Source organism: Lysinibacillus sp. OF-1 (assembly GCF_028356935.1).
GTDB lineage: Bacteria > Bacillota > Bacilli > Bacillales_A > Planococcaceae > Lysinibacillus > Lysinibacillus fusiformis_D.
The window spans coordinates 1024814-1038581 of sequence record NZ_CP102798.1 but is presented as its reverse complement, the minus strand read 5'-3'; the positions used below and the strand labels follow the sequence as shown (position 1 = coordinate 1038581).

Annotated in this window: 10 protein-coding genes; 5 read left to right on the top strand and 5 right to left on the bottom strand. The window is 37.4% G+C overall.

The window, feature by feature from the left end:
- Positions 1-28 precede the first annotated feature (28 nt).
- The 5 genes from priA to NV349_RS04795 all read right to left on the bottom strand — a co-directional run bounded on the left by priA (position 29) and on the right by NV349_RS04795 (position 5335).
- The gene (gene priA / locus NV349_RS04815; protein ID WP_036124935.1) at positions 29-2440 is read right to left on the bottom strand and encodes a primosomal protein N'; all 2412 of its coding nucleotides are present in this window, start codon (positions 2438-2440) and stop codon (positions 29-31) included.
- Entirely contained in the window at positions 2437-3441 is a 1005-nt protein-coding gene (coaBC, locus tag NV349_RS04810) for a bifunctional phosphopantothenoylcysteine decarboxylase/phosphopantothenate--cysteine ligase CoaBC (protein WP_271912496.1), read from the bottom strand. Before coaBC ends, priA begins: the two co-directional genes overlap by 4 nt.
- 125 nt (positions 3442-3566) lie before the next feature.
- A complete protein-coding gene (gene rpoZ / locus NV349_RS04805) occupies positions 3567-3794 on the bottom strand; it encodes a DNA-directed RNA polymerase subunit omega (RefSeq protein ID WP_036125003.1) in 228 nt (75 codons plus the stop codon).
- 4 nt (positions 3795-3798) lie between these two features.
- Positions 3799-4416, bottom strand: coding sequence for a guanylate kinase (gene gmk, locus NV349_RS04800; protein ID WP_036125005.1), 618 nt, complete (start codon positions 4414-4416; stop codon positions 3799-3801).
- A gap of 43 nt (positions 4417-4459) precedes the next feature.
- A complete protein-coding gene (locus NV349_RS04795) occupies positions 4460-5335 on the bottom strand; it encodes a YicC/YloC family endoribonuclease (RefSeq protein WP_036125007.1) in 876 nt (291 codons plus the stop codon).
- Positions 5336-5596: 261 nt separating this feature from the next.
- On the opposite strand from NV349_RS04795, the gene NV349_RS04790 reads away from it, so the two are divergent.
- The 5 genes from NV349_RS04790 to NV349_RS04770 all read left to right on the top strand — a co-directional run bounded on the left by NV349_RS04790 (position 5597) and on the right by NV349_RS04770 (position 13767).
- Positions 5597-7291, top strand: coding sequence for an Rqc2 family fibronectin-binding protein (locus tag NV349_RS04790; protein ID WP_036125010.1), 1695 nt, complete (start codon positions 5597-5599; stop codon positions 7289-7291).
- Between the two features lie 247 nt (positions 7292-7538).
- A complete protein-coding gene (locus NV349_RS04785; RefSeq protein ID WP_036125015.1) occupies positions 7539-9224 on the top strand; it encodes a methyl-accepting chemotaxis protein in 1686 nt (561 codons plus the stop codon).
- Between the two features lie 909 nt (positions 9225-10133).
- A complete protein-coding gene (locus NV349_RS04780) occupies positions 10134-11789 on the top strand; it encodes a peptide ABC transporter substrate-binding protein (protein ID WP_271912495.1) in 1656 nt (551 codons plus the stop codon).
- 128 nt (positions 11790-11917) lie between these two features.
- Positions 11918-12847: an ABC transporter permease gene (locus tag NV349_RS04775; RefSeq protein WP_036125020.1), complete on the top strand. Its 930-nt coding sequence runs from the start codon at positions 11918-11920 to the stop codon at positions 12845-12847.
- Entirely contained in the window at positions 12847-13767 is a 921-nt protein-coding gene (locus NV349_RS04770) for an ABC transporter permease (protein ID WP_271912494.1), read from the top strand. The genes NV349_RS04775 and NV349_RS04770 overlap by 1 nt, the downstream gene beginning before the upstream one ends.
- Position 13768 lies beyond the last annotated feature (1 nt).

The following is a 13768-nucleotide window of genomic DNA, read 5'->3' as shown; positions in this document are numbered from 1 at the left end:
TTGTAAAAAAATCTTGCTGTTAATTTCACTATATAGTAGACGGATCTAAATCTACCGTCATTAATATTCCTTGTTTAATCCATTCTGCTCGATACATGGCAAGCAGTCGCTGTAACACTGGAATTAGATTTGGTTCAATTTTATATTTTATCAAACATTGATAACGATATCTATTTTGGAGACGAGCAATACTTGCCGTTGTTGGTCCTATAATGGCTACTTGATTCGATAAATTTCCTCGTAGCCAATCTGCCACTCGTCCAGCATATTCAGCAGCCATCATGACATCTTCATGAGATAATTGAATAAGGGCTACAAAATAATAAGGTGGATAGCTGGAGCGACGACGTAAAAACATCTCTCGTTCATAAAATGGTTCATACTCCTGCGTTTTGGCTAGCTCAATTGCATAATGCTCAGGGGTATACGTCTGAATAATTACTTCCCCTGGCTTATCATGTCGTCCTGCCCTTCCACTTACCTGTGTTAGTAGCTGAAATGTGCGCTCTGCTGCACGATAATCAGGTAAATGCAAGGATGTATCAGCACTTAGTACACCGACAAGAGTAATATTAGGAAAATCAAGACCCTTTGCGATCATTTGCGTCCCCAGTAAAATATCTGCATGTCCAGCTCCAAATGTATCTAAGATTTCTTCATGTGCCCCTTTATGCTTCGTGGTATCTACATCCATACGTAACACTCTTGCCTCAGGAAATAGTTTAAAAAGTTCTTCCTCGACTTTTTGTGTACCTGTACCAAAGTAACGAATATGATCGCTTTGACATTGTGGACATATTTTAGGAACAGATTCCTCGTAACCGCAATAATGGCATTTTAATTTCTCCGTTGTCCGATGATAGGTTAAGGAAATGTCGCAATTTGGACATTGTACAACCGTACCACAATCCCTACATAGAACAAACGATGAATAACCACGACGATTTAAAAACAGCACCATCTGTTCTTTTTTCTCAAGTCTTATACGAATCGCCTCAGCAAGAGAGTCTGAGAACATCGAACGATTTCCTTGACGAAGCTCTTCACGCATATCTGCAATAAAAACAGTCGGCAATGCTTGGTGTAAAGCACGTTGCGTTAATGAGAGTAGCGTATATACGCCCTTTTTAGCTCTGGCAAATGACTCTAGAGCTGGTGTTGCACTACCCAAAATAATAGGACATTTATAAAATTCGCTCCTCCATATGGCGACATCTCTTGCATGATAACGCGGCGAGTCTTCTTGCTTATACGTTGATTCATGTTCCTCATCCAAAATAATAAGACCAATATTCGTAAAGGGTGCAAAAATAGCGGAACGAGCACCAACTACTACTTTCACTTTACCTTGTTGAATTTTACGCCATTCATCATACTTCTCTCCAACAGATAATCCACTATGCATAACAGCAACCATCTCACCAAAGCGACTGCGGAATCGCTCAGTCATTTGAGGTGTTAAAGAGATTTCAGGTACCAACATAATGGCTTCTTTCCCTTCATCTAGCACCTTTTGAATAGCCTGTAAATAAACCTCTGTCTTACCGCTCCCTGTTACACCATGTAGCAAAAATGTTTGCGCTTGTTGCTGCTCTATAGCTGTAGTAATAGCTTGAAGAGCACCCCTCTGCTCCTCTGTTAATTGTAAGGCCTGTGTACGAGAAACTTTCTTCGTAAATGGATCACGAAAAACTTCCTCTTGAATAAACTGGGCAGCTCCTTTTTCAATTACTGCCTCTAATACCGATATCGAGACTCCTGTTTCCTCACAAATGTGCTGGGGTGATAAAATTTCTCCTAGATGTTGACACATCCATTGTAGTAATAGACGTTGTTTAACGGCTCTTTTTGACTGTTCCAAAGCCTGTTCTACAAGTTGCTGGTCTTCTGTAATTTGAACCATTCGGATTTCTTTTACATTGCCCTGCTGCTTCACAACATTCTCAATTGAAACAATGCTCTCTGCAACCAACTGCTTTAATAAAGGAAGTAAACCTGCTCGCTCAAATTCTTTAAAGTTAGCTTGTTGGCGTTTACCAAAAATGTACTGTACTTCTTCTGGTAGACTTTGAGACTGTTGTAATTTAATTATTTTTTCATACTTAGCCCGAAGTGCAGATGGTAACATCACTTGCAAGGCATCTATTTCATAGCAAATCGTGTTGTTCTTTAACCATTTCGCCATTAGCAGCATTTCTTCTGTCAGGACCGGCTCCATGTCTAAAATTTGAGTGATAGCCTTTAATTTATTCAGTGGTACATCTGTTTCCTTTTTCAAGCCAACGATAAAGCCTAAAACATTTCTTGGACCAAATGGCACTTTCACACGACAGCCTAATTCTATTACGTTTACCCATTCGAGAGGTACTTGATAATCAAAGGGACGGTCTACATGGTAGGTAGAGACGTCTACAATGACCTCTGCTATTAAAAAGCTCATTGCACCTCATCCTTTGTAATATGAGACCAGAGTGTCTGTGCAAAAAGCTGGGGATTTGTCGTAGCCAAAAATTGTCCATTAAGCTGAGCATTTTCACTAAAATCAATCCAGCTATCAGAAAGTATATTGATCATTGGTTTACCTTGCACTTGCTGTCCGAAAGTGATTGCATTCGTTCCTTCTACAGAAATAATCGGCGTTTCGTCGATGGTTGGTACATTCGCTGCATGTATAAAAAATGCTTGGGGATATTGGATTTTATAGGCTTCCAGTTGTTGAATAACATCATACAAATTGCTATTTTCAATTTCAATCACATGTGCCCCACGTATCCTTGCCTCATTCGCTAATGCTCGTCCAATAATGCCACTTGCCTGTGGGCTAATCATATGCTTTTCATCTAATGGTACTTGCAACGCACCTGCTGTCACAATTACGGTTTTACCTTTTAATGGTTTGGATTGTCCTGAAAAAAAAGCCTTTACTAGGGCCGTTATTTTTTCAGGTTCCTCTAAACGTCCCTTCCCGACATAGCCACATGCTAAAAACCCCTCTGAAGGCTCAATGAATTGGTATCCATCAGCTGATAGCCGATCTAAATTTCGTTTTACCGCTGGATGGTCATACATGTGTACATTCATAGCTGGTGCAATCCAGACAGGGGCTGTAGTAGCAAGCAAGGTTGTTGTGACCATATCATCAGCAATACCATTGGCTAATTTGCCAATCATATTGGCCGTAGCGGGAGCCACTAAAATCAAATCAGCCCAATCTGCTAAATCGATATGGGCAATCACACTTGAATCTTTTTCATCAAACGTGTCAAAATAAACGTCATTTTTGGACATCACTTGAAAACTTAATGGATTCACAAACTGTCTAGCAGAAGCTGTCATCATAACTTTTACATTGGCCCCTGCTTGTGATAGCTTGCTAACGAGCGCAACAGCCTTATATACTGCAATTCCGCCTGAAACACATAGTAAAATATTTTTATTCATGCTAGGTGTCGTCCTTTCAAATGATAAGCTCCCAAAGAAGGATTCCCTGGGAGCTCTCGGCATTCTGTATAATCAAAATCTACTGCGAACTAGCATGCATGTAACCCAACTACGTTACATGTATGTTAAATTTCGTCTTCGTACACAGCGGACTCATCCTGTGATACCTTCGTAAGTACACCTGCCGCTACTTCTTCAAGTGCTCTTCCTACGTATTTATGAGAAACATACTTGTGTAAACGTTCTGTATCTTGCTCTTCTTGCATTTGGCGAGCACGTTTAGAAGCAAGGCTCACTAATGAATATTTTGAATCGATTTCTTTTTTTAAAGCGTCCACTGATGGGTATAACATTGTTTTATTCTCCTCTCAACATTGACAAATATCTTTTTTCAACACGTTCTCTACGACAATGCTCGGCTTTAATAATCGCATTTATACGATCACAGGCATTCGTCACTTCATCATTCTCCACAACATAATCATACAAGCTCATCATTTCAAGCTCTTCACTTGCAGTAGCTATGCGTTTCGCAATGATATCCTCTGTTTCCGTCCCACGCCCAACTAAACGGTCTTTTAATTCCGTTAAACTTGGAGGGGCCAAAAAAATAAATAAGGCATCTGGTGCTTTTTTACGAATTTGTGCTGCACCCTGCACTTCGATTTCTAAAAATACATCACGACCTGCATCCAGTGTTTCATTCACATAGGCTAGTGGTGTTCCATAATAGTTACCAACAAATTCAGCGTGCTCTAATAAGCCACCTTGTTCAATTAACGTTTCAAATGCTTCACGTGTCTTGAAAAAATAGTCTACACCATCTACTTCCCCTTCGCGAGGATTTCGTGTTGTCATCGAGATGGAATACTCATAATTCGTATTCGGCTGAGAAAATAATTCTTTTCGCACTGTCCCTTTACCTACACCAGATGGGCCAGACAGAACAATTAATAATCCACGTTCTTTTATCATTTATTCTCTATATCTCCCTTAATTTATAACAGACACGTGCAAGTTATTCGATGTTTTGCACTTGTTCACGCATCTTTTCTAAAATTGTTTTCGCCTGAACAACAGCAACCGCTGCTTCTGTAGATTGATTTTTTGAACCAATCGTATTAATTTCGCGATGTATTTCCTGCATTAAAAAATCTAATTTACGTCCAACTGAAATGGTTTCAAGTAATGTTTCCTCCAGCTGATTAAAGTGACTATCTAGTCTGTCTAATTCTTCGGAGATGTCTACGCGTTCTGCAAAAATCGCTACTTCTGCTAGTAAACGATCATCTAGCAATGTGCCATCTGCGACTTCAGCAATTCGTTCTATTAATCGTGTACGATATTTTTCAACAGCAAGAGAAGAGCACAAACGAATCTGATTCACTTGTTCCATCAACTGTTCTTTATATTGTACAACAACTTCTTGTAATTCTTGCCCTTCACGTTCCCGCATTTGTACGAGCTGTTTAATTGCTTGTGAAATCGCTTGTTCAACAGCACTTAGCAAATCCTCTGGTGTAAGCTGTGGCTTTTGCTGTACAAGTGCCTGTTCTAGCGATAAAAGCTCTTGCATCGTCCATTTTTCTTCAAGTGGTACTTTACTTGCTAATTGCTCTTTTGCCTTACGATACGCTTCAATTAATGACCAATTAATTTCAATAGATTGCTCTACGTTCTCTAAGTCTTTCACATATACCATCACATCAATTTTGCCGCGTGACAAAGCTTGTGAAATTAGTTTCTTTGCAAAAATTTCTGCTTCAAGCCATTCTTTCGGAAATTTTGCGTTAATTTCTAAAAAACGATGGTTGACCGAGCGCATTTCCACGGTTAATTGAAAGTCTCTAGTTGTTGTGACACCTCTGCCAAAACCAGTCATACTACGCACCAAGGTTCGTCACACCTTTCTTTGCATACTGGGATTATTATAACATAAGCTCTGTCGATTATGACGACTCTCCCAAAAAAATTGGTTAGAATAAAAGCTAATTCTACCACAATTGAAGCTATATTTTAATATTCACCTAAAAAATGCTATGATAAACATACAAATTGTGTATTTGTCGGAGCTGACAGATAGCGAAAGCAACTACACCATGAAAAAAATACGAAAGTACCAAGATGCTTGATATCGTTGGAAAGAGGAATTCATATGGCATTTGATGGCTTATTTACTTATTCAGTAACGGCCGACCTACAACAGCTTGTCACTGGTCGGATTACAAAAATACATCAACCTAATGCACAAGAAGTTGTGTTACATGTGCGGGCAAACGGAAAAAATCAAAAACTACTGTTCTCCATCCACTCTTCTTATGCACGTGTCCATCTTACGGAGCATACGATTGAAAATCCAGCAGAGCCTCCCATGTTTTGTATGCTTTTGCGTAAACATTTAGAGGGTGGTTTTATTTCATCCATAAAACAACATGATTTTGATCGTATTATAATAGTAGAAATTCACAGTAAAAATGAAATTGGCGATCCTATTGTAAGGGAAATACACGCTGAAATCATGGGTAGACATAGCAATCTACTGTTGATTGATCAAGAACAGGGGAAAATTATTGATAGCTTAAAGCATTTACCTCCATCCGTAAATAGCTTCCGAACTGTGTTACCAGGTCAACCGTATATTGCACCACCCACACAAAATAAATGGAACCCATTAACGGTTACAGATGAAGAGCTAACAATGTTTTTCGCTGAAGCAAAAACGACCAAAGAGATCGTAACACAGTTAGCCGGTTTTTCGCCTCTTCACGCTGAAGAATTATTGTACCGCATGACAACAGCATCTAATGCACCAGCCTGTTTCAAGGAATTTATGACATCCTTTGCAAACGGTGGTATGAAGCCAATGTATGTACTTTCTAATAACAAAACGTATTTCTCACCTATTGAGTTGAGTCATTTGCAGGGAGAAGTAACTGTCTACCCTAATGTTCACGAGCTTCTCGACCGCGTATTTTTTGCACGTGCAGAACGAGACCGTGTGAAACAACAAGCAGGTGATTTAGAGCGCTGGCTACAAAATGAAATTGATAAACTATCCTTAAAAACGAAAAAGCTGACGAAGGACTACGAGCGTGCCTCCAAGCTTGATCAATTTCAGCTTTATGGTGAGCTATTAATGGCAAATATTTATGCCTTTGAAAAAGGTGTCAAAGAGGTAACGGTAACAAACTACTATAGTGAAACAGGCGAAGTGATTACGATTCCAGTAAGTGAACGTAAAACACCGATTGAAAATGCGCAAAGCTATTACACAAAATATACAAAGGCAAAAAACGCCTTGGTTATGGTTCAAGAGCAGCTTGAAAAAACGACAGAAGAAATTGCCTACTTTGAAATGCTGGCACAACAAGTACAGCAAGCTTCTCCAGGGGATATTGAGGAAATTCGCGAAGAGCTGGCAGAGCAAGGCTACTTAAAACTACGTCATGCCAAGAAAAAGAAAAAACAAGTAAAGCCAGAACCAGAGCGCTATGTTTCATCTACAGGTGTATCGATCTCTGTTGGAAAAAACAATAAGCAAAATGATATGTTGACGTTTAAAATAGCAAAACGCACAGATATTTGGTTGCACACAAAGGATATTCCAGGATCTCACGTTGTCATCCATTCAAGTGAACCAGACGACACAACATTACGAGAAGCTGCCACATTAGCCGCTTATTTTTCTAAAGCTAGAGAATCTTCTTCTGTGCCAGTGGATTACACAGAAATTCGACAGGTCAAGAAACCAAATGGGGCTAAACCGGGTTTTGTCATTTACTTTGAACAGAAAACACTGTATATTGACCCTGATGAGGCTGTCATTTTACAGTTAAAAAAACAGTCATAAGATAGAAACCGAGACAAAACATCTCGGTTTCTTCTTTTTTATAGTACAAACACGTAATCCGTACTATAAAACGATGAAAACAGCCATATCTTCATTGTTTTTTACAGACAATCTTCCTTATTATAATAACATTAAAAAAACATATGAATAATCTGAACTGTTTCTCCCATCAGTTATTGACTTCTCCCTTTCAGAAAAGCAATATTTAAATATAAAACTTGAATAGCATCAGAAAGGGCGTATCCACATGTCTGTAGGTAAAAAATTAAGCTTTGGTTTCTTTACAATTATTCTCACGCTAATCATTTCATTAATGATTATGTTCCTGCTATTTTCAAACATTGAAAAAAAGATTGAAAATGCATTAGAAGGACATGTCGCTCTTGTAGAGTTAGCAGATGATATTCAATTTGAAATGGCCATGCAAGGACTTTTCATTCGTGCCATTATCATTGAAGACAATCCAGCAAATAAAGAGAGTTTTACAAAATATGCAAGTATGCTAGATAAGCATGTAGAAGCAATAACGGAAAAAGCGGATTCAGCTGAAATGGAAACATATGCAAACGAGTTAGCTACATATAATGATGCTTTTAACAAGTCGGCAACCGAAGCACTGGCACTATTTGAAGCTGGTAATCTTGAAGGAGCTTTGCAAAAGGTCAATGGTGACGTACAGCAAGCCAATAGAAATATACAGGACATATCAGATAAAATTGGGAACTATCAAAAACAACAGCTTGACACGGTGACAAAAGAATCGAAACAGGCAGTATCCAACTCTCAAATTATTTCTGTCATTGCTATTATTATTGGTATTGCCCTAGGTGTTTTCCTAATATTCTACATACAACGCACTATTTCTCGTCCTTTAAAATCGGTAGTTCAAGCAGCTAACCATATTGCCAGCGGTGAATTGTTTCATGAAAATCTTACTCACTATTCAAAGGATGAAATTGGTCAGCTATCGACAGCTTTTAATGAAATGAAGGGAAATATAAAAAATTTATTAACCCATATTCAAGATAATGCAGAGCATTTAACAGCTTCCGTAGAAGAACTTTCTGCCTCAACTGAAGAAATCACTACCTCTGCAGACGAGATTACAATGCGTATAAATGAAACAGCTAATGCAGCTGTAGCCGCTACAGTTGCAGCCAACGAAAGCGCACATGCTATGGATGAAACGGCAGTAGGTGTTCAACGTATAGCGGAAGCAACTCAACAACTACATCATAATGCTGTTACAACATCTGAATTAGCGACAAATGGCAATAACACAGTAGAAGAAGCTCAACAACAAATGAATGTAATTCATGAATCAACACAAGTAATCAATACCCTTGTTCAAAAGTTGAGCAAACAATCCGAAGAGATTAGTCAAATCACAGCTGTCATTACAGCCATTACCGATCAAACGAATTTATTGGCACTTAATGCAGCGATTGAAGCGGCACGTGCTGGAGAGCATGGGAAAGGATTTGCCGTTGTTGCAGATGAGGTTCGCAAGCTAGCTGAAGAGTCCAAGCAATCAGCCAATCAAATTGTTACATTAACACAGGAAATTCAGGAAGATACACATAATGTAGAAAAAGCAGTTTTCGATGGGCTTCACTCTGTCACAGAGGGTGTAAAAACCATTGGACATGCAGGGCAAGCATTTGAATCAATCGTAAAAGCGATTAATACGATGACAGATCAAATAGAAGATATATCAGCTACTTCTGAAGAAATTTCAGCCAGTGCCGAACAAGTAGCCGCCTCTGTTGCAGAAATTGCTCATGGTGCTTCAACTAGCTCAGACAATACTCAAATCGTAGCAACAGCAAGTAAGGAGCAATCTATTACGATGCAACAAATAAATCAAGTTGCCTCTGATCTAAGTGAAAAGTCCTTAGATTTACAGAATCAAATCAATCATTTCAAACTTTAACTTAAAAAACAGTGCATTTCATATATATGAGAGCACTGTTTTTGTAATTTTCATACATATTATCCTCATGAATCCAGAAGCATATCTTTCTGAAAAGCTAATGAAGGCGGTTTCAATCAATTAAAAATCAGATTTTTAGTAATTATTTGCATAATCAATCCTTGTCAGCAAGACAAATGACATCCTTAAAAAAACACCATTAACATAGTTGGCTGTTTTGGGAGAATATGGTCAAAAATCAAGCAATACTTGAATTAATTGATAGATGAATAAAATAGGTTAGCATTGCATATATGCATGTATAGTCAGTTAGCTAGTAAATTATTTCAAAAAAATATAATTATCATCATTCACTTCTCGTTAAACCCAAAATTTCCTTAGAATGGGTACCTTTTTTCATAGATTTGCTCTATTTTTTCTTGTTCCTATCCACAATTGGTTAATCCTAGAAAATTACAAAACAAGTTTCTTATATATCATTAATAGATAAAAATAATCATGTTTCGCGATCATAAATTACAAGAAATTACCTCCAAAAGAAACTAATTCACTTAGTTTTACACAGATTTTCTACAAATCTATACAAATCCCTCAAGGTATTACATCCATGACTTTTGATTCATTTTTCAAATATCGATAATATTATCAAAAAAATAGGAATTTTCGGTATAGTAAATCATTTTTTTATTTTTGATTTATTTTTGATATTCAAAATAGATAATTATCAAAATATTATCATATAAACACTCTATTCCATTAGAGTGATAAATCAGAAAAATTTATCACTCTATTAAATGTCAGATAATACTATATAAATTTGAATCTTTTTTATTTTGTGCACAATGATTTTTTTGGTATATTAAATAGGAGCTTCACAAAAGGCTTAAAAATTGTATAAGGGGGATTCACATGAATAAAAACAAAAAGTTTTTATTATTAACAGTTCTTGCAGTATTTTCTTTAGTACTTGCTGCATGTGGCTTCGGTGGAGATTCGTCTGAAAAATCTAAAGACGATGGAAAAGATTCAGGTTCTTCTGGGACAGCTTCTAAAGACTTAAACCTAGTTGTAGCTTCTGAACCACCATCTTTACATCCACAACTTGCGACGGATTCTACATCTAGCGCAGTATTAATTAACATTTTTGAAGGTTTAACACGTACAGACAAAGAAGGTAAATCAACTCCAGCAATGGCTGAGAAATGGGATGTAAGTGAAGATGGGCTTACTTACACTTTCCATTTACGTGATGCAAAATGGACAAACGGAGATCCAGTAGTTGCTGGTGACTTCGAATATGCTTGGAAATGGGCTTTAAATCCTGAAAACCTATCGGAATATGCTTCTGTATTCTACCCAATTAAAGGTGCTGAAGCTTACAATCTTGGTGAAGGTTCTGTTGATGATGTAGCAATTAAAGCTGAAGATGATAAAACTTTAGTAGTTACATTAGCAAATCCGACTGCTTACTTCTTAGAATTAACTGCTTTTAAAACGTACGCACCTGTTAATCAAAAAGTAGTTGAAGGTAATGATGAATGGTACACTGATGCTGGTGAAAACTATGTAACAAACGGACCTTTCGTTTTAGATACTTGGAAACATAGTGACTCAATAGTTCTTAAGAAAAATACTGATTACTGGGATGCTGCAAATGTAGATCTTGAAACAGTTAATATCGGCATGGTTGAGAATGAAGCTACGGCAGTAACAATGTTTAAAAATGGAGAAATTGACTACTTAGGTTCTCCATACCAAACAGTAGCACTTGATGCAATTGATGGTTTCAAAGCTGATGGCTCATTACAAATTGAGGATTATGCAGCTATTTATTGGTACAAATTTAATACAAAAGATAAAATTACTGGAAACGCTAACATTCGTAAAGCTTTAACATTAGCAATTGATCGCCAAGGTTTAATTGACAATGTTACTAAAGGTGAACAAAAGCCTGCTCTAGGTATGGTTCCATCTGCAATTTCTGGTTTTGAAGAAGACCGTGGTTATTATAAAGACAATGATATTGAAGGAGCAAAAGCTGCACTTGAAGCTGGAATGAAAGAGCTTGGTATTTCTGATCCAAAAGAAATCAGTATCAACCTTTCATTTAATACAAGTGAAGGACATGCTGCTATCGCTCAATTTATCCAAGAAGGTTGGAGCAAAAACCTTGGAATTTCAGTAAACCTTGATAACTCTGAATGGCAAGTATATTTAGAAAAACTTAACCAATTAGACTATCAAGTTGGTCGTATGGGATGGATTGCTGACTACAACGATGCTTATACATTCTTAGAAATGTACGATACTGCTGCCAACGGTAATAACGATACTGGTTGGGAAAACGCTCAATATAAAGATTTATTGAAACAATCTATTTCAGAAATAGACACTGCAAAGCGTACTGAAATCTTAAAACAAGCTGAAGCAATTGCTATGACTGAATTCCCAGTTGGACCAATTTATTACTACACTAACTTATATGTTAAAGATGATAAAGTACAAAATATGTCTCCAGATAGAATCGGTATCATTCAACTTAAAGATGTTAAAATTGCTGAATAATTCTATTGTTTAATTAAGCTCTATAAAAAGAGAGCTGCCTCGTAGTCTCTTAGGCTCGAGTCAGCTCTTTTTAAAATACGAAGGCATATATTTGTCTGACAATTGACAAATAGAAGGAGGAGTTTTATGTGATTAAATATATTTTGAAAAGGCTGATGTATATACTTCTCGCGCTTTTCGTCATCGTAACGGTTACGTTTTTCTTAATGCGTCTCGCTCCTGGTAGTCCATTTGCGAGTGAACGTAATTTCCCACCTCAAATCGAGGAGAAGTTAAACGAAACGTATGGATTAAATAACCCTTGGTATATTCAATATAAAGATTATTTAATCGATACGGCCTCTTTCAATTTCGGTGAGTCAATGAAGTATAAAGCGCGTTCTACAAATGATATGATTTCTGAAAGTTTCCCTGTGTCTCTAACATTAGGGATTGAGGCTATGCTATTAGCAGTTGGATTTGGAGTTTTAATTGGCGTAGTTTCCGCGCTATACCATAATAAGTTCCCGGATTATTTGGCAACGTCCTTTGCGGTGCTAGGTATTTCAGTACCTTCATTTATTTTGGCGGGTTTAATGCAGTATTTCTTATCCTTTAAATTAGGATTGTTCCCAGTTAGTGGATGGAAAGGCTTTGGTTACAGCATTTTACCTGCCCTTGCGATTGCATTTTCACATATGGGCTTTATCGCAAAATTAACACGTTCCAGTATGCTTGAGCAAAACAATAGTGATTATGTAAAAATGGCTCGTGCCAAAGGAATTGGAAAATGGACAGTTGTTTTCCGCCATACATTACGAAATGCTCTTTTACCAGTTGTAACATACCTAGGTCCATTAACAGCTGGTGTGGTTACAGGTAGTTTCATTGTTGAACAAATTTTCGCTATTCCTGGACTTGGAAAACACTTTGTACAAAGTATTACAAACCGTGACTATACAGTCATTATGGGTACGACTGTGTTCTATTCCATCATCCTTTTATTTGCGGTATTAATCGTTGATATTTTATATAGTGTGATTGATCCGCGTATTAAACTGAAAGGAGCGAAAAAATAATGACACAGCAGCAAATTGAAAAAGATAAGTTCAAAATTGTTGGTGGCAATCATGAAGCAACGGAAAAATTAGCTGATAAATCCGTTTCCTTTTGGAAAGAAGTATTTCTCCGTTTCTCTCATAACAAAATGGCCATCATTGGGATAATTATTTTAATCATTGTTATTTTAATGGCTATTTTCGTACCAATGCTTTCTCCGTATAAATCAAGTGATCAGCTTGGTGTTTACAATGCACCTCCATCTGCACAATTTTGGTTTGGAACAGATGATCTAGGTCGTGATATTTTCGTTCGTATTTGGGAAGGAGCTCGTATTTCCCTATTTATCGGAATTGCAGCGGCAATTATTGACTTAATTATCGGTGTTATTTGGGGAAGTATTTCAGGTTTAGCAGGCGGTCGTGTTGATAATATTATGATGCGTATTGCTGACGTTTTAACAGCTGTCCCTTACCTTTTAGTAGTAATCGTACTGTTAGTTGTTATGCAACCAGGTTTATTCCCTATGATTATTGCCTTGTCTATCACTGGATGGATTAACATGGCACGTATTGTACGTGGTGAAGTATTATCTATTAAAAATCAAGAATACGTTCTTGCAGCTCGTACATTAGGTGCTAGTACAGGCCATTTAATTATTAAACACTTAGTTCCGAATGCTCTTGGTGCTATTTTAGTAACGATGACTTTAACAATTCCATCTGCTATCTTCACTGAATCATTCCTAAGTTATCTTGGTCTTGGAGTTCCTGCTCCAACAGCTTCTTGGGGTACAATGGCTTCTGATGGAAATAAAGCCATTGCGAATGCTCCATGGCGCTTGATTTTCCCAGCAGTATTTATCTCACTAACAATCTTTGCGTTTAACGCAGTTGGTGACGGCTTACGTGATGCCCTAGATCCAAAACTACGTAAATAAG